A 17825-nucleotide genomic window follows, 5' to 3' on the forward strand; every position below is an offset into this window, starting at 1 on the left:
TAATCAACGTATGGATGACGTCTTCGCCGCCCTGTCCCATCCCGTCCGGCGAACGGTGCTTGATCTGCTGCGGGAGCGGGATGGCCGGACGCTGGGCGAGCTGGAGCAGGCGCTGAAGCCGCACACCACCCTCACCCGCTTCGGCGTGATGAAACACCTCAAGGTGCTGGAGGAAACGCATCTCCTCCTAACCCGGAAAGTGGGCCGCGAGAAGCACCACTACCTCAACCCGGTTCCCATCCGGCTCGTCGCCGACCGCTGGATTTCCCGTTATGCCGCGCCGCACGTGGCGGCAATGACAGGCCTGAAGCTTTTTTTGGAGAATAATCCAATGAGTTCCGCCACGCCGAAGCACGTCTACGAGCTGTTTATCAAGGCGACGCCTCAAGCCCTGTGGGACGTCCTTACCGACGACGCCAAGACGCCGCTCTATGAGCACTTCAACATGACCAGCCGGACCGAATGGCGGCCCGGCGGCGCGCGGACCTATTACATGGGCGACCGGCAGGTCATCGCCTGCACCATCCTGGAAATGGAACCACCGCATCGCCTTGTCCTGTCCTTCCACGCCCAGTGGGCACCGGACGTCGCGGCGGATCAGCCTTCGCGGGTCACGTGGGAGATCGCGCCGATCGGCGCTGATGCCTGCAAGCTGACGCTCACCCACGATGATTTCGATGGAGAGACGGCAACCTCCAAGGCCGTGGTGCATGGCTGGCCGGAAGGATTGTCCCGGCTCAAGACCCTGGTTGAGACGGGCGAGCCCTTCCAGCTGGCCGCGCCGGCCGCCTGACAGACCGCGCCGAGAGCGCTTCCGAGCGACGTGGATACCGGTTCGCTTGAAGGAAACGCGTCAGATCGAAGATCTGGAGCGTCTCCCTGATTCCATGAAAGCGGGAAATGCTCTAGGCGCGAGCCTGCGGCAGGAAGCAGCGGCCGCCCTCGCCTTCCGGCATCTGCGGCAGGAAGTTGCCGCCCTCCCGGGCGAGGAAATCCAGCAGCGCCCGCCCCGCCGGCAACAGGCGCTTGTCCTTCGCCCGCACCACCAGCCACTGGCGCACCACCGGCAGGCCCTGAACCTCCAGCACCTTGAGCCGGCCGTCCGCCACCTCCGCCGCCACCGTGTGGGCGGAGATGAAGGAGAGGCCCAGCCCCGCCATCACCGCCTGCTTGATGGTCTCGTTGGAGCCGATCTCCATGGCGATGGCGGGCTGTGCGATGCCCGCTTCCTCGAATACCCGCTCCATCAGAACGCGGGTGCCCGATCCCGGCTCGCGCACCAGCAGCGGCTCCTTCGCAAGGTCCGCCGGGGTGATTCGACGCCCGATGAGCCGGTGCTCGGGCGGCGCGATGACCACATGGGGATGGTCGCCGAGGATCTGGGTCTCCGCCTCCAGTTCCGCCGGCGGACGGCCCATGATGCCCACGTCGAAATCCAGGCTCACCAGGCCGGAGATGATCTCCTCCCGGTTGCCGATCATGAGCTTCAGCTCGATCTCCGGCCGGCGCTTGCGGAATGCCGCCAGCGCCATGGGCGCGAAATATTTCGCGGTGGAGACCACCCCCACCACCACCGAGCCGCGCTCGGGGCTTTTCAGCGCCGAAATCGCCCGCTCCGCCTCCTGGAGGGCGTGGGCGATGCGCTGCTGGGCGGCCAGAAGCTCCGCGCCAGCGGCGGTCGGTCGCAGCCGGCCGTCGACCCGCTCGAATACGGGCACGCCCAGGGCCTCCTCCAGCGCCTTCATCTGCGCGGTCACCGCCGGCGGGCTCAAACCCATGTCCTGCGCGGCTTTGGCATAGGAGCCGGAGGCCGCGGCAAGGGCCACCAGGCGCAGCTGCTTCAGGGTCCAGTGGGTGGCCATTTCAGATTTCCTGAATGCTCAGTTCATATCATTCAAATTTACCTAAATCAGGCGGTGGGGCAAGGTCCCTCCAACAAGCAAGGAGGGCCGCCATCATGGGTGCCGACGCCGCCATCGGGCAGATCAAGGACGCCAAGAAGAGGTACGCCGCCGGCGTGCTCAAATATGCCCAGATGGGCTATTGGGACGGCGACTACCAGCCGAAGGACACCGATGTCCTCGGCCTGTTCCGCATCACCCCCCAGGACGGCGTGGACCCGGTGGAAGCCGCCGCGGCCGTCGCGGGCGAAAGCTCCACCGCCACCTGGACCGTGGTGTGGACCGACCGCCTCACCGCCGCCGACATGTACCGCGCCAAGGCCTACAAGGTGGAGCCGGTGCCGAACCAGCCGGGGCAGTATTTCTGCTGGGTCGCCTACGACCTCGACCTGTTCGAGGAAGGCTCCATCGCCAACCTGACCGCGTCGATCATCGGCAACGTCTTCTCGTTCAAGCCGCTCAAGGCCTGCCGTCTCGAAGACATGCGCCTGCCGGTGGCCTATGTGAAGACCTTCCGCGGCCCGCCCACCGGCATCGTGGTGGAGCGCGAGCGCCTCGACAAGTTCGGCCGCCCGCTTTTGGGCGCCACCACCAAGCCCAAGCTCGGCCTCTCCGGCAAGAACTACGGCCGCGTGGTCTATGAGGGGCTCAAGGGCGGCCTCGACTTCGTGAAGGACGACGAGAACATCAACTCGCAGCCCTTCATGCACTGGCGCGACCGCTTCCTCTATTGCATGGAGGCCGTCAACAAGGCCCAGGCCGAGACCGGCGAGGTGAAGGGGCACTACCTCAACATCACCGCCGGCACCATGGAAGAGATGTACCGCCGCGCCGAGTTCGCCAAGGAGCTGGGCTCCATCGTGGTCATGGTGGACCTCATCGTCGGTTGGACCGCGATCCAGTCCATCTCCAACTGGTGCCGCGAGAACGACATGCTCCTGCACATGCACCGTGCGGGCCATGGCACCTACACGCGCCAGAAGGGCCACGGCATCTCGTTCCGCGTCATCGCCAAGTGGCTGCGCCTGGCCGGCGTCGACCATCTGCACACCGGCACCGCGGTGGGCAAGCTGGAAGGCGACCCCATGACCGTGCAGGGCTATTACAACGTCTGCCGCGAGACGACGACCAAGACCGACTATACCCGCGGCATCTTCTTCGACCAGGAATGGGCCGGCCTGCGCAAGGTGATGCCGGTGGCCTCCGGCGGCATCCATGCCGGCCAGATGCACCAGCTCATCGACCTGTTCGGCGAGGACGTGGTGCTGCAGTTCGGCGGCGGCACCATCGGCCATCCCGATGGCATCCAGGCCGGCGCCATCGCCAACCGCGTCGCGCTGGAAACCATGATCCTCGCCCGCAACGAGGGCCGGGACATCAAGAACGAGGGTCCCGAAATCCTCATCGAGGCCGCCAAGTGGTGCAGCCCGCTGCGCGCCGCCCTCGATACCTGGGGCGAGGTGACCTTCAACTACGCCTCCACCGACACGTCCGACTTCGTTCCCACCGCGTCCGTGGCCTGAGGAGAGGAACCATGCGCATCACCCAAGGCACCTTCTCCTTCCTGCCGGACCTCACCCCGGTCCAGGTCCGCGCCCAGGTGCAATATTGCCTGGACCAGGGCTGGGCGGTCTCGGTGGAACACACGGACGACCCGCACCCGCGCAACACCTATTGGGAAATGTGGGGCCCGCCCATGTTCGACCTGCGCGACGCCGCCGGCGTCGTCGGTGAGATCGACGGCTGCCGCAACGCCTTCCCCACGCGCTATGTGCGGGTGAACGCCTTCGACTCCACCCGCGGATGGGAGACCGTGCGTCTGTCCTTCATCGTCCAGCGCCCGCCGGTGGAAGACGGTTTCCGGCTGGAACGCACCGAAGGCCCCGGCCGCACCCAGCACTATTCCATGCACCACCGGCAGTATTCCGCCGGCTGATCCTGTCACCTGCTTCACCAGCGCGGCCGTTCCCACCGCGCAACTTCAGCCGAGGTTCGAGCGATGCTCAACACAGCCTTTTCCGCACCGACCGCCGCGTTGCCGGCAGAGGCCGCCGAGGGCAAGCTCGACCTCGGCTCTCTCTTTGTCGAGAGCGAAGTCCCTGAATTCCTGGCCGAACTCGAGGCCGACCTCATCGGCCTGAAGCCGGTCAAGCGCCGCATCCGCGAGATTGCCGCCCACCTGGTCATCGGCCGCGCCCGCGAGAGCCTGGGCCTGACCTCCGGTGCGCCGACCCTGCACATGGCCTTCACCGGCAATCCCGGTACCGGCAAGACCACCGTCGCCCTCAAGATGGCGCAGATCCTTCATCGTCTGGGATATGTGCGCCGGGGTCATCTTGTCTCGGTGACGCGGGACGATCTCGTGGGTCAATATATCGGCCACACGGCACCGAAAACAAAAGAGATTCTTAAGAAAGCCATGGGCGGGGTCCTTTTCATAGACGAGGCTTATTATCTGTACCGGCCCGAGAACGAGCGGGATTACGGTCAGGAAGCCATCGAGATCCTGCTCCAGGTCATGGAAAACCAGCGGGATGATCTGGTCGTGATCCTCGCCGGCTACAAGGACCGCATGGATCGCTTCTTCGAGAGCAATCCCGGCTTCCGCTCGCGCATCGCCCACCACATCGACTTCCCCGACTACGAGGACGACGAATTGGTCTCCATCGCCCGGACCATGGCGGAGGCGTCCGACTACACCTTCAGTCCGCAGGCCGAGGTGGCGCTGGAAGAGTATGTGACCAAGCGCCGCGCGCAGCCCAATTTCGCCAATGCGCGGTCCATCCGCAACGCCCTCGACCGCATGCGCCTGCGCCTGTCGCTGCGCCTGTTCGAGGAGGGGGGCCTTGCCGACCGCGCGTCGCTTTCGACCATCACCGAAGGCGATGTCCGCGCCAGCCGCGTGTTCTCGGGGGGCATCGACGCCCCCGACTACAAGCCCCGCAGCGAATAAGGCCGCGGGACCAAAAACACCGATGACGGCCCGCCGAACGGGTCGCGCGGAGAGGATCCTTAGGGGCGGATCCGCCCAGGCTGTCACAGCCTGAGCGGTGAATTCGCCTCTAAACCAAGGAAAGAGCACGATTCACCGCGCCGATTGCGACGCAATCCGAGCGGGGCGTGCTCCAGGGAGACGACCGCCATGCCAACCGCCGATCATCGGGCCGCGCCCTCCATCACGCTTGCCTGCGCGCTCGAGGAATGGGCGGGCGAGGACGCCCGCCGCCGCGATGTCGCCACGACCCTCAAGGCGCTGGCCGCAGGCTCGATCCAGCTCGCCCGCGCCATCGCCGAGGGGCCGCTTGCCGGCGACCTCGCGCGCACCCTGTCGTCCGGCGAAGCCGGCGAGGGCCAGAAGGCGCTCGACATCATCTCCAACGACATGGTCATCGACGCCCTGCGGGCCGCCCCGGTGGCCGCCGTCGCCTCCGAGGAAAACGACGCGCCGGTGCTGCTCGATCCCGCAGCCCCGCTGCTGGTGGCCATCGACCCGCTCGACGGCTCGTCCAACATCGACACCAATATTTCCGTGGGCACCATCTTCGCCGTGTTCCCGCACCAGGAAGGCACCGACGCCGCCAGCGCGGGCGCCTTCCTGCAGAACGGGCGCGACATGCTCGCCGCCGGCTATGTGATCTACGGGCCGCACACGGCGCTGATGCTCACGGTGGGCGCCGGCACCTGGCACTTCGCCCTTGATCGGGAGGGCACCTTCCGCCTCGTGAACGCGGCGGCGCGGGTGAAGGAAGACGCGGCCGAGTTCGCCATCAACATGTCGAACTACCACCACTGGGACGATCCGATCCGCGCCTATGTGGACGATTGCCTGGCCGGCAAGAAGGGTCCGCGCGAGCGCGACTTCAACATGCGCTGGGTGGCGTCCATGGTGGCGGATGCGCACCGCATCTTCCAGCGCGGCGGCATCTATCTTTATCCCGGCGACGGCCGCAAGGGCTACACCCACGGGCGCCTGCGCCTGCTCTACGAAGCCTTCCCCGTGGCCTTCCTGATGGAACAGGCCCAGGGCTCGGCCATCGACGGCCGCGGCGCCATCCTCGACCTGTCGGCCACCAGCCTGCACCAGCGCGTGCCCTTCATCTTTGGCTCGCGCGACGAGGTGGCCCGCGCCGCCCGCTATCACCTGGAGCCCTCCGGCCACGGCGAGCGCTCGCCGCTGTTCGCGCGGCGCGGCCTGTTCATCTGATCCCGCGCAGCAACGACACAAGAAGAGCCGAGCACTCCATGTCCATCAAGCATCCCATCATCGTCGTCACCGGTTCGTCGGGCGCCGGGACGACGTCCGTGAAGCGCACCTTCGACCAGATCTTCCGCCGCGAAGGGGTCAAGGCCGCCTATGTGGAAGGCGACGCCTTCCATCGCTACGACCGCCTGGAGATGCGCGAGCTGATGGCCGCCGAGGCCGCCAAGGGCAACCGCCATTTCAGCCATTTCTCGCCCGACACCAACCTGCTCGACGAGCTGGGCACCCTGTTCAAGGACTATGGCGCCACCGGCTCCGGCCGCGCCCGGCACTATGTGCATGATGCGGACGAGGCCAAGCTCTACGGCACCGAGCCCGGCTGCTTCACCGGGTGGGAAGACGTGGAAGGCGGCACCGACCTTCTGTTCTACGAAGGCCTGCACGGCGCCGTGGTGACCGACGAGATCAACCTGGCCCAGCATGCCGACCTCAAGATCGGCGTGGTTCCGGTGATCAATCTCGAATGGATCCAGAAGATCCATCGCGACAAGTCCACCCGCGGCTATTCCACGGAAGATGTCACCGACACCATCCTGCGGCGCATGCCCGATTACGTGCGCTACATCTGCCCGCAATTCACCGAGACCGACATCAACTTCCAGCGCGTGCCCACGGTGGACACCTCCAACCCGTTCGCCGCGCGCTGGATCCCGACGCCGGACGAATCCATGGTGGTGATCCGCTTCCGCGATCCCCACGGCATCGATTTTCCGTACCTGCTGTCGATGATCCACGACAGCTTCATGTCGCGGGCGAACTCCATCGTCATCCCCGGCAACAAGCAGGATCTCGCCATGCAGCTCCTTTTGACGCCGCTGATCATGAAGCTGATCGACAGGAAACGCCGCGCCGGCTGATCGCAAAGGCCGGAGAGTCACGCCCGCCGGCCTTTGGTTAAGCCCGCGCGGTCATTGAGCGCCCCCCTCGGCGCCGGTCGAAGACCGGGGCCGTCGGGACAAGGCGCACGCTTCCCCTTCCCCGCGCCGGGGGAAGGGTGAGGGGGAGGGCGGCACGTCCGGGAGCCCAGCCTTAGGGGTCTTTCGGATGCGTGGCTGCCGCCCTCCCCGCCTCGCTTTTCGGCGCACGATTTTCCTCCCCGCGCGGGGAGGCGCGCGAGGGGTCTGGTGCCGCCAGCCTTGCGCTACCGGACCGATGGTGATGGCACCCCCCTCCCCACCCCTCCCCCGCGCCGGGGCAGGCGGGACGACTGCGAAGGGGCAATGAAGGTTGAAGGGAGACGAGCCATGACCGCTCACGCCAGCACCACCCAGGCCATGACCTCGGCGAGCGCCACCTCAGCGAGCGCCACCGCCGCCGACGCCGTCCCGGCGCTGGATCGCACCCCGGGCTCCCTCGCGTGGCCGGTGACGGCGGCCCTGCGCGCGCTCGCCATGGACGGGGTGGAGCAGGCGAAATCCGGCCATCCCGGCGCGCCGCTGGGCATGGCCGAAATCTCCGCCGTGCTGTGGCGCGAGCATCTGCGCCACAATCCGGCCGACCCCGCATGGCCCGACCGCGACCGCTTTGTGCTGTCCAACGGGCACGGCTCCATGCTGATCTACGCGCTGCTCCACCTCACCGGCTACGACCTGCCGGTGGCGGAGCTGAAGCGCTTCCGGCAGGTCCATTCGCGCACCCCCGGCCATCCCGAACTCGGCATGACCCCCGGCGTGGAGACCACCACCGGGCCGCTCGGCCAGGGCCTCGCCAATGCGGTGGGCATGGCGCTGGCAGAAAGGACCCTCGCCGCCCAGTTCAACCGGCCGGGCCTCGCCATCGTCGATCACCGCACCTTCGTCTTCCTCGGCGACGGCTGCCTCATGGAGGGCGTGAGCCACGAGGCCTGCTCGCTGGCCGGCCGGCTCGGCCTCGGCAAGCTGGTCGCCTTCTATGACGACAACGGCATCTCCATCGACGGCAAGGTCGAGGAATGGTTCGCCGACGACACCCCGGCCCGCTTCGAGGCCTATGGCTGGCACGTGGTGCGCAACGTGGACGGCCACGACCCCGCCGCCGTGCGCGCCGCCACCGAGGCGGCGCTGGCCGAGACCTCCAAGCCCTCGCTGATCTGCTGCAAGACCATCATCGGCCGCGGCGCGCCCACCAAGCAGGGCCACCAGGACACCCACGGCGCCCCGCTCGGGCCGGACGAGATCGCCCGCACCCGCGCCGCCATGGGCTGGGATTACGCCCCCTTCGAGATCCCGGCGGACATCTATGCCCAGTGGGACGCCCGCAAGGTGGGTGCCGCGCGCCAGCAGGCGTGGGAGGCCCGCATGGAGGCCTATGCCCGCGCCTATCCCAAGGAGGCGGCCGAGTTCCGCCGCCGCCTGAAGGGCGACCTCTCCCCGGTGTTCGCCGACACTTATGCGGCGGCCCTGAAGACCACCCTGGAGAAGGCCGAGACGGTGGCCACCCGCAAGGCGAGCCAGCAGGCCCTCGCGGCGCTGGCCCCGGCGGTGCCGGAATTTCTTGGCGGCTCGGCGGACCTCGCCCATTCCAACCTCACCACTTTCCCCGGCGCGGTGCCGGTGACGCGGGACCCGGCGGGCAACCAGATCTATTACGGCGTGCGCGAGTTCGGCATGTCGGCCATGGCCAATGGCATCGCCCTGCACGGCGGCTTCATCCCGTTCGTGGCCACCTTCCTGGTGTTCTCGGACTATGCCCGGAACGCCATGCGCATGAGCGCGCTCATGGGCCAGAGGGTGATCTACATCCTCACCCATGATTCCATCGGCCTCGGCGAGGACGGCCCCACCCACCAGCCGGTGGAGCATGTGGAGAGCCTGCGCCTCATCCCCAACCTCGACGTGTGGCGGCCCTGCGACACGGTGGAGACGCTCACCGCCTGGCATGCCGCCCTCACCCGCACCGACGGCCCCTCCGCCCTCATCCTGTCACGCCAGAACCTGCCGGTGTGGCCGCGCTCGGACGCGCAGGTGGCGGCGATTTCCGGCGGCGGATACGTGCTGCGCGAGAGCGAGGGGGTGGCCCGCGCCATCCTCGTCGCCACCGGCTCGGAGGTGAAGCTGGCGGTGGCGGCGGCCGAGGCGCTGGACACGGCGGGGATTGCCACCCGCATCGTCTCCATGCCTTGCCGCGAGCGGTTCGAGGCTTTGACCGAGACCGAGCGCGCCGCACTGTTCCCGAAGGGCGTTCCGGTGGTGGCGGTGGAAGCGGGCGTCACCCGTGGCTGGCGCGGCCTGACCGGCACCCGCGAGGAGGGCGTCACCGTGATCGGCATCGACCGCTTCGGCGAATCCGCCCCCGAGAAGGACCTGTGGCCCCTGTTCGGCTTCACCGTCGAGAAGGTGGCCGAGGCGGTCCGCCGGGCGGTGGGGTGAGGTTTGCTTCCCGGCCGACTGAAGCGGAGCGCAAGCGCAGTGGAAGGAGAGCCGGGATCCAGCGCACGACTACGCCGAAGGCGGCCCTTGAGACAGGCGCCGCCGGGTCTTGCCTGCTGCGCAGGGGTTTTGCGCTGGACCCCGGCTCGGCGCTCCGGCTGCGCCGTCGCTGGGCCGGGGAACACAGACATCGAGGTTTGAACCTTAAAAGGAGAGGACAATGGCCCTCGTTTCCATGCGCCAGCTGCTCGACCATGCGGCGGAGCTTTCCTACGGCCTGCCGGCCTTCAACGTGAACAACATGGAGCAGGTGAAGGCGATCATGGACGCGGCCCGCGCCACGCGCTCCCCGGTCATCCTCCAGGGCTCGGCCGGCGCGCGCAAATATGCCGGCGAGGCGTTCCTGCGCCACCTCATCGCCGCCGCCGTGGAGGCCTATCCCGAGATCCCGGTGGTGATGCACCAGGACCATGGCGCCTCCCCCGCCGTGTGCATGGGCGCCATCCGCTCCGGCTTCTCCTCGGTGATGATGGACGGCTCCCTGAAGGAAGACGGCAAGACCCCCGCCGACTATGACTACAACGCCGCCGTCACCGCCAAGGTGGTGGAGCTGGCCCATGCGGTGGGCGTCTCGGTGGAAGGCGAGCTGGGCTGCCTCGGCTCGCTGGAGACCGGCAAGGGCGAGGCCGAGGACGGCCACGGCGCCGAAGGGGCCCTCGACCACGACAAGCTGCTCACCGATCCGGAAGAGGCGGCCCAGTTCGTGAAGGCGACCCAGTGCGACGCGCTGGCCATCGCCATCGGCACCTCCCACGGCGCCTACAAGTTCACCCGCAAGCCCACCGGCGACATCCTCGCCATCGACCGCGTCAAGGCCATCCACCAGCGCATTCCCACCACCCATCTGGTGATGCACGGCTCGTCCTCGGTGCCGCAGGAGCTGCTGGAGGAAATCCGCACCTATGGCGGTGAGATCCCCGAGACCTACGGCGTGCCGGTGGAGGAGATCCAGGAGGGCATCCGCTACGGCGTGCGCAAGGTGAACATCGACACCGACATCCGCCTCGCCATGACCGCCGGCATGCGCCGCGTGGGCGCGAAGAACAAAAGCGAATTCGACCCGCGCAAGTTCCTGGCCGCTGCCATGGAAGAGGCCAAGAAGGTGTGCATCAATCGCTTCGAGGCGTTCGGCGCCGCCGGCAAGGCGGACAAGATCCGCCCCATCGAGCTCGACGACATGGCCAAGCGCTACGCCTCCGGCGAGCTGGCTCAGGTGGTGCACTGAGTGCTGCTGGCGCCAACGCGGCGCCGTGACGTATAGGAGTGCTTGAGGCGGCTCGCCCGCCTCGTTCCCCGGACCAGCGACAGCGCAGCTGGAGCGCCGATCCGGGGTCCAGGGGAGAGTTCTGCGCAGCAGGCTCTTCTTTACGAGCGCCTCGAAGAAGCCGCCTTCGGCGTGGTTTTGCGCCGGCCCCCGGCTCTCCTTCCGCTGGCGCTCCAGTCGGCCGGGGCAAGATGCCGCCCCGTCCCATCCTGACGTTGAGGAGACCCCCATGGCCCGCGCTTATCCCATCATCGCCCCGTCCATCCTCTCGGCCGATTTCACCCGCCTCGGCGCCGAGGTGGAAGCGGTGCTTGAGGGCGGCGCGGAATGGATTCATTTCGACGTGATGGACAATCATTACGTCCCCAACCTCACCATCGGCCCGCTGGTGCTGCAATCCCTGCGCAAGGTGACGAAAGCCTTCGTGGACGTGCACCTCATGGTGAAGCCGGTGGACGGCATGATCGAGGCGTTCGCGGGCGCCGGCGCCGACCTCATCTCCTTCCATCCGGAGGCGAGCGAGCATGTGGACCGCTCGCTCCAGCTCATCCGCTCCAAGGGGGTGAAATCCGGCCTCGTGCTCAATCCGGCGACGCCCTTGAGCGTGCTCGACTACACGCTGGAGCATCTCGACCTGGTGCTGGTGATGTCGGTGAACCCCGGCTTCGGCGGGCAGGCCTTCATTCCCGGCGCGCTGGACAAGCTGAAGGCCATCCGCGCGCGCATCGACGCCTCAGGCCGTGATATTCGCCTGGAGGTGGATGGCGGCGTGAAGGTGGACAATATCGGCGCCATCGCGGCGGCCGGGGCCGACACCTTCGTGGCCGGCAGCGCCATCTATGGCGCCAGGGATTATGGCGCCACCATCACCGCCATGAAGCGCGAGATCGAGAGCGCGACGGGCACCGCCGCGGCGGCGTGAGGGCGGACAGACATCAACACCGTCATGCCCCGGCTTGACCGGGGCATCCACCTGTCCGCAATCCCATATCCTGAAGAGTGCCAGCCGACTCGTCCGCAGCATGGATCCCCGGTCAAGCCGGAGGATGACAGCGGGAGTGTGGGCTGGCGGTGGTGACAAATTGGGGGCGTCAGCCCCCTCCCCACCCCTCCCCCGCACGCGGGAGAGGGAGCCAAGCCGGTTCCCCCTCAGCCCTTCCGCGTCAGCAGGAACACCGCCTGCTCGCCGAGCAGGTTCCACACCCACCACGGCATGTTCACCCGCACCCGGTGGCCGGATGAGTCCAGCGCCACCGCCTTTTCGATGCGGGCATCCAGCAGCTCCGCCAGCGCCACGAAATCGCGGATGGTGCAGAAATGGATGTTGGGGGTCTCGTACCAGGAGATGGGCATGTTGTCGGTCACCGGCATGCGGCCGTTGACCATGAGGTCCAGCCGCGAGCGCCAGTGGCCGAAATTGGGGAACGACACCACGGCACGGCGGCCGATGCGCAGCATCTGCTCCAGCACCCAGCGCGGGCGGCGGGTGGCCTGAAGCGTCTGGGAGAGGATCACATAGTCGAAGGCGTCGTCGGGATAGTGGGCAAGGTCCACGTCCGCGTCGCCCTGCACCACGGCGAGCCCGCGCGCCACACCCGCGTTCACGCCCTCGCGGGACAATTCGATGCCGCGCGCATCGCAGCCCCGCGTGGTGGCGAGCAGCTCCAGCAACTCGCCGTCGCCCGCGCCCACGTCGAGCACCCGCGAGCCCGGCGCCACCATTTCCGCCACGACCACGAGATCGACGCGCCCGCCCTGCAGGCGCACCACGCCTTCATCGAGCACCGGTTCGCCGAGGGCTGTTTCCCTGAGCGCCATCTCAGGCCTGCCGTGCGGCCGGCAGCCCGAAGGCCCGCGCCGCGCTGTCAAGGAAGCCGCGGGTGATGGCGGTGAGTTCGGGCTCGTGCAGCAGGAAGGCGTCGTGGCCCTTGTCGCTGTCGATCTCGGTGAAGGACACGTTCGCCCCCGAGGCGTTGAGCGCATGGACGATGGCGCGCGAATCCTCCGTGGGGAACAGCCAGTCCGAAGTGAAGGAGACCACGCAGAAGCGGGTCTTCGCACCCCGGAAGGCGTTGGCCAGTACGCCGCCGTGGTCGGCGGCGAGGTCGAAATAATCCATGGCGCGGGTCACGTAGAGATAGGAATTGGGATCAAAGCGCTGCACGAAGCTCTCGCCCTGGTGCCGCAGATAGCTTTCCACCTGGAAATCCGCATCAAACCCGAAGGTGGGCATGGCGCGGTCCTGCAGGCGACGGCCGAACTTGTTGTGCAGGGACTGGTCCGACATGTAGGTGATGTGAGCCGCCATGCGCGCCACGGCGAGCCCGCGATGGGGCGTCACCCCGTCGGCGAGATAGCGCCCGGAGCGCCAGTCGGGATCGGCCATCACCGCCTGCCGGCCGACCTCGTGGAAGGCGATGTTCTGCGCCGAATGGCGCGCGCCGGTGGCGATGGGCAGGGCCGAGAACACCCGCTCGGGATAGCTTGCCGCCCATTGCAGCACCTGCATGCCGCCCATGGAGCCGCCGGCCACGCACAGCAGCTGGTCGATGCCGAGATGGTCCAGCAGCATGGCCTGCGCGTTCACCATGTCGCGGATGGTCACCACCGGCATGTCGAGCCCGTAGGGCTGGCCGGTCACCGGATGAGTGGAGGCCGGCCCGGTGCTGCCCATGCAGCCGCCGAGCACGTTGGCGCAGATGACGTAGAAGCGCTCGGTGTCGATGGGCTTGCCCGGCCCCACCAGGGTCTCCCACCAGCCCGGCTTGCCGGTGACGGGATTGAGGCTGGCCGCATGCTGGTCGCCGGTGAGCGCGTGGCACACCAGGATGGCGTTGGAACGCGCCGCATTGGGCTCGCCATAGGTCTGGTAGGCGATCTGCAGGTGCGACAGCTCGACCCCCGCATCGAGCTTCAGCGGCTTGCCGGCGCCGAAGCGCGCCACCGGGGAGTGGGGATCGTCCGCCTCGCGCCGCGCCTGGGTGGCGGATGGTCCGGCGGCAGCTTTCGGGGCATTGTCCTGTTGGACGAAAGAAGTCATGGGCGAACCAAGCGACGCGCACACGCGCCTGTCAAGCGGCGGCGCGGACGCCGCGGGAGAGGGACAAAACAGGCGCCGCACGGCAGAAAGCCGTGCAGCGAACCAGATAGATGGGCGACCTTCGCAAAATTGTAAGCCGGCGTGTGGATAAGTAGCCCGCCGCTGAGACGGCCGGAGCATCCCCCTGCGGCCCAGGGCCGTGGGGGACACGCTCGGGATTGGCGTTCTGGGTCGGCGGGCGGGGGGGATGAGATGAAAGATCCGGTTCAGAAGACCATCGGCTACCGGCTGACCCATACCGCACGGCTGCAGAAGGCGCTGTCCGCCCGGCTGCTGGCGACGCTGGGCCTGTTTCCCGGACAGGAAGCGGTGCTGAAGCTTTTGTGCGAGCAGGACGGCCGCACCATGGGCGACCTTGCCGGAGCGCTGCGCGTGCGCCCGCCCACGGCTTCGAAGACCATCGCCCGCCTCACCACCCAGGGCCTGGTGGAGCGCCGCACCACCGACGGCGACGGCCGGCTGGTGCGGGTCTTCCTCAGCGAGGCCGGCCGCGAGCGCGGCGCCTCCATCGACAGCGTGTGGGAGCAGTTGGAAGGCGAGATGGTGGCCGGGCTCGACAACAAGGAAAAGAAGCGCCTGCGCAAGCTGCTGCGCAAGGTGGAGAAGAACCTCGCCCACCGCCTCGGCACCGACGGCGGCGTCGACGACGAGCCCGACCTCGGCGAGGATGACGAGGACAATTGAGCCCCTGTCCATCCGACCGATTCGGGAAACCGCCCGGCGGGGCTGAATGCCGTAGGGTGGCCGAGCGGAAGTCCACGACCCCTGCCCCATGCGAGACGACCGACGCCGCGTTTCGCCGGGGTCCCGCCCCGTTCCCGGCAGATCAGGCCTGCGGCATTCCCCGCGCTGTTCCGACGCCGCGTTTGGCGCCCGAACTCTGTTTGTCCTGAATCCGGCACGGACGGTATGGCTATTTCAATCGATTAGAGACAGACTGCGCACCAAGGCACCCAGCCCCCGGCGCGGGGGGACGGGATGGACTGCGACGCACCTGGCCGTTCGCCCTTTCCGCAACAGGGCAGCGATCGGCTGCTTCGTGTTCGAGTTGGGAGGCAGACCTTCGCGGCGATGAAGTCCCGGCAGGTCTGCCTTCCGCCACCAACAACGGCCGGCACGGCCGCTCAAGACGGGGGAAACATGTCCAACGCCATCGATCTCAAGGACCGCATCGCTATCGTCACCGGCGGCGCGCAGGGCATCGGCCGCGCCGTGGTGGAGCGCTTCATCGCCTCCGGCGCCCGTGTCGCCATCTTCGATCGCGACACCGAACTTGCGGTGAAGACCGCCGACGACCTCGGCCGCGCCCGTGTCATGCCGGTGACCGTGGACGTGACCCGCCGTGAAAATGTGGAACAGGGCGTGGCCGAGGTGATCACCGCCTTCGGGAAGATCGACATCCTCATCAACAATGCCGGCATCGCCGGACCCAACATGAAGCTGTGGGAGTATCCCGAAGACGCCTGGCACCAGGTGATGGCCATCAATGTGGACGGCCCCTTCTTCTGCTGCCGTGCCGTGGCGCCGCACATGATCGCGAAGGGCTACGGCCGCATCGTCAACGTGGCCTCCATCGCCGGCAAGGAAGGCAATCCCAACGCCTCCGCCTATTCGGCGTCGAAGGCCGCGGTCATCGCCCTCACCAAGTCGCTGGGCAAGGAACTGGCGGAATACGACATCGCGGTGAATTGCGTGACGCCCGCCGCGGCAAAGACGGCCATTTTCGACCAGCTCAGCCAGCAGCACATCGACTATATGCTGTCGAAGATTCCGCGCGGGCGATTCCTGGCCGTGGAAGAAGCTGCGGCCACCATCGCCTTCGCCGCCTCGGCAGATTGCTCCTTCACCACCGGCGCCGTGTTCGACCTTTCGGGCGGTCGCGCCACCTACTGAGACCGGGGTTGTCCATGCGTGTGCCGGAAGAAGACCGAGCCGCTCCGGCACACGCCCCCTCGCCCGCCCCGGCTCCGGCCCCTTATGTCGGCATCGCCCTCATGTGCGTTGCAGTGGCGAGCTTCGCGGTGACCGACACCACGGCCAAGTGGCTGAGCGGACACATCAATGTCTTCATCGTGGTGTGGGCCCGCTATGTCATCCACTTCGCCTGCTCGCTGGTGGTGTTCAACCCCTGGACCGTACCGGGCCTGCTGAAGACACGACGCCCGCTGCTGCAGATCGGTCGCTCGGCCATGCTGTTCCTCACCACGGCGCTCAATTTCACAGCGCTGCAGGTGCTCCAGCTGGACCAGACCGTGTCCATCATGTTCTCGGTGCCATTCTTCGTCGCCCTGTTCGCCGGGCCCATGCTGGGCGAACGCGTGGGTGTGCAGCGCTGGTGCGCTATTCTGGTCGGCTTCGCCGGCATCCTGCTGGTGGTACGGCCAGGTGCCGGCGGCATTCATCCTGCCGCCTTCCTCTCCCTCGGCGCGGCCGCCACCTATGCGCTCTACGCCATCACCACCCGGATGCTGGCCAAGAGCGACTCGAGCGCAACGACGCTGTTCTATTCGTCGCTGGTCGGCTCCGTGGCGGCGAGCCTGCCCTTGCCGTTTGTCTGGGAGACACCGCGCGATCCCCTCGTCATCGGCGCCATGCTGGAGCTGGGCATGGTGGCAGGCGTTGGCCACTTTCTGTTGATTCTCGCCCATGCGCGGGCGCCCGCCGCGACCCTTGCGCCTTATATCTACACGCAGATCATCGCCATGATCGCGCTGGGCTGGCTGGTGTTCGGCCAGGTGCCGAGCGCCTGGACCCTGGCCGGCGCAGGCGTCGTCATCGCTTCCGGAGGCTATCTGCTGGTGATGGAAACGAGGGCGCGCCGCATCTGATGGCAGCGACGCGGCACATTGGCTGGCGCCGTGCGGGCCGCGGTGGGTCTCGACAGCCCGCGACCGGGCGGCGCTCTTCTCGTTTTGGTCAAAAATACCCTTACCCTTGAGGCTTCCCGGCCCCAGCCCCAAGGATGCCAATGCCCGCCGCCCGCCTTCTCGTCGTCGAGGGAAATACCGCCGAAGCCCGTGCCCGCCAGGTGACATTCGGCGGACAGGCCGCAAGCGAGGGCTATGCGCAAGTGCTGCGGGAGCTTTTTCCCGGCCAGGTGACCGTGGACATCTGCTATCCGGCCGATCCCGGGGCGGGCCTGCCCGATGCGGGCGGGCTGGACGGCTATGACGGCATCGCCATCACCGGCTCTTCGCTGAACATCTATCACGGCGGCATCGCGATCTCGCAACAGATCGACCTCATGCGCGCCGCCTTCACCACGGATGTGCCGATCTTTGGCAGCTGCTGGGGTCTGCAGTTGCTGACCGTTGCGGCGGGCGGTGCGGTGCGGCGCAATCCAAACGGTCGCGAATTGGGCTTCGGCCGGCGCATCCGCACCACGGCCGCGGGCGCCCAGCATCCCATGTTCGTCGGCAAGCCCGCGGTATTCGAGGCCATGACCGTGCATCTCGACGAGGTCGAGACCCTCCCGGAGGGCGCCCAACTCCTTGCCACCAATGATCATTCGGAGGTCCAGGCGGTGGCGTTCCAGGCTGGTCGCGCGAGTTGCTGGGGGGTGCAGTATCACCCCGAATATCCGTTCCGCGAGATGGCGGCCATCTTCCGACGACTTCGCCCGTCGCTGGTGGCGGAAGGCTTCTTCCTGGATGAGGACGAGGAAGCCGCGTTCATCGCCGATCTCGAGCATTTCGAGCGGGAGCCTGGGAACGCGGCTCTGGCCTGGCGTCATGGGATCGACGGCGCGGTGATTGCCAAGAACGTGCGAACCCGCGAGATCGCCAACTGGATCGAGCAGCAGGTCGTGCCCGGCCGGGCACGACGTCATCGGGGGTAAGGACCAGAACTGAGGCGCGCGGCCATTGAAGCAGCGGTACCGGCTCTATGGCGT

The 17825-nt window shown here is 67.5% G+C and carries 16 protein-coding genes; 13 read left to right on the plus strand and 3 right to left on the minus strand.

The features are described 5' to 3' along the window. The first annotated feature begins 10 nt into the window (after positions 1-10). Positions 11-793, plus strand: a complete 783-nt coding sequence (locus V5F48_RS13835) for an ArsR/SmtB family transcription factor (RefSeq protein ID WP_394109224.1) — start codon at positions 11-13, stop codon at positions 791-793. Positions 794-905: 112 nt separating this feature from the next. On the opposite strand, the gene V5F48_RS13840 is transcribed toward V5F48_RS13835, so the two are convergent. Further along, positions 906-1862 (minus strand): LysR family transcriptional regulator, encoded by a 957-nt coding sequence (locus V5F48_RS13840; RefSeq protein WP_394259181.1) that lies wholly within the window; start codon positions 1860-1862, stop codon positions 906-908. Between the two features lie 95 nt (positions 1863-1957). On the opposite strand from V5F48_RS13840, the gene V5F48_RS13845 reads away from it, so the two are divergent. The 8 genes from V5F48_RS13845 (at position 1958) to rpe (ending at position 11755) form a co-directional block, all read left to right on the plus strand. After that, entirely contained in the window at positions 1958-3424 is a 1467-nt protein-coding gene (locus V5F48_RS13845; RefSeq protein WP_394109226.1) for a form I ribulose bisphosphate carboxylase large subunit, read from the plus strand. An 11-nt stretch (positions 3425-3435) separates the two neighbouring features. After that, positions 3436-3837, plus strand: a complete 402-nt coding sequence (locus tag V5F48_RS13850; protein WP_394259182.1) for a ribulose bisphosphate carboxylase small subunit — start codon at positions 3436-3438, stop codon at positions 3835-3837. Positions 3838-3900: 63 nt separating this feature from the next. After that, a complete protein-coding gene (gene cbbX / locus V5F48_RS13855; RefSeq protein ID WP_394109228.1) occupies positions 3901-4854 on the plus strand; it encodes a CbbX protein in 954 nt (317 codons plus the stop codon). A gap of 189 nt (positions 4855-5043) precedes the next feature. Continuing rightward, positions 5044-6105: a class 1 fructose-bisphosphatase gene (locus tag V5F48_RS13860; RefSeq protein ID WP_394259183.1), complete on the plus strand. Its 1062-nt coding sequence runs from the start codon at positions 5044-5046 to the stop codon at positions 6103-6105. Between the two features lie 38 nt (positions 6106-6143). After that, positions 6144-7019: a phosphoribulokinase gene (locus V5F48_RS13865; protein WP_394259184.1), complete on the plus strand. Its 876-nt coding sequence runs from the start codon at positions 6144-6146 to the stop codon at positions 7017-7019. Positions 7020-7406: 387 nt separating this feature from the next. Beyond that, positions 7407-9509, plus strand: coding sequence for a transketolase (tkt, locus tag V5F48_RS13870; protein ID WP_394259185.1), 2103 nt, complete (start codon positions 7407-7409; stop codon positions 9507-9509). A 220-nt stretch (positions 9510-9729) separates the two neighbouring features. Then, positions 9730-10794 carry a class II fructose-bisphosphate aldolase gene (fba, locus tag V5F48_RS13875; RefSeq protein ID WP_394259186.1) on the plus strand — a complete coding sequence of 355 codons (1065 nt, stop codon included), beginning with the start codon at positions 9730-9732 and terminating at the stop codon, positions 10792-10794. 268 nt (positions 10795-11062) lie between these two features. Next, on the plus strand, positions 11063-11755 hold the full coding sequence (rpe, locus tag V5F48_RS13880; protein ID WP_394259187.1) for a ribulose-phosphate 3-epimerase: 693 nt from the start codon (positions 11063-11065) through the stop codon (positions 11753-11755). Positions 11756-11982: 227 nt separating this feature from the next. Here the strand turns inward: rpe and metW are convergent, their stop codons facing one another. Then, positions 11983-12651, minus strand: a complete 669-nt coding sequence (gene metW, locus V5F48_RS13885) for a methionine biosynthesis protein MetW (RefSeq protein WP_394259188.1) — start codon at positions 12649-12651, stop codon at positions 11983-11985. A 1-nt stretch (position 12652) separates the two neighbouring features. Then, complete coding sequence (gene metX, locus V5F48_RS13890; RefSeq protein WP_394259189.1) at positions 12653-13873, minus strand: homoserine O-acetyltransferase MetX; 1221 nt, start codon at positions 13871-13873, stop codon at positions 12653-12655. Between the two features lie 252 nt (positions 13874-14125). Between metX and V5F48_RS13895 the strand changes: the two genes are divergently transcribed. The 4 genes from V5F48_RS13895 to V5F48_RS13910 all read left to right on the plus strand — a co-directional run bounded on the left by V5F48_RS13895 (position 14126) and on the right by V5F48_RS13910 (position 17771). Then, positions 14126-14617 carry a MarR family winged helix-turn-helix transcriptional regulator gene (locus V5F48_RS13895; RefSeq protein WP_394109236.1) on the plus strand — a complete coding sequence of 164 codons (492 nt, stop codon included), beginning with the start codon at positions 14126-14128 and terminating at the stop codon, positions 14615-14617. A gap of 456 nt (positions 14618-15073) precedes the next feature. Beyond that, entirely contained in the window at positions 15074-15826 is a 753-nt protein-coding gene (locus tag V5F48_RS13900) for an SDR family NAD(P)-dependent oxidoreductase (RefSeq protein ID WP_394259190.1), read from the plus strand. A 14-nt stretch (positions 15827-15840) separates the two neighbouring features. Further along, a complete protein-coding gene (locus tag V5F48_RS13905; protein WP_394259191.1) occupies positions 15841-16761 on the plus strand; it encodes a DMT family transporter in 921 nt (306 codons plus the stop codon). 140 nt (positions 16762-16901) lie between these two features. Next, the gene (locus V5F48_RS13910) at positions 16902-17771 is read left to right on the plus strand and encodes a type 1 glutamine amidotransferase (protein WP_394259192.1); all 870 of its coding nucleotides are present in this window, start codon (positions 16902-16904) and stop codon (positions 17769-17771) included. The last annotated feature ends 54 nt before the right edge of the window (positions 17772-17825 follow it).

Origin of the sequence: Xanthobacter autotrophicus ATCC 700552, from assembly GCF_043194565.1 — a bacterium.
Classification (GTDB): Bacteria; Pseudomonadota; Alphaproteobacteria; order Rhizobiales; family Xanthobacteraceae; genus Xanthobacter; species Xanthobacter autotrophicus_F.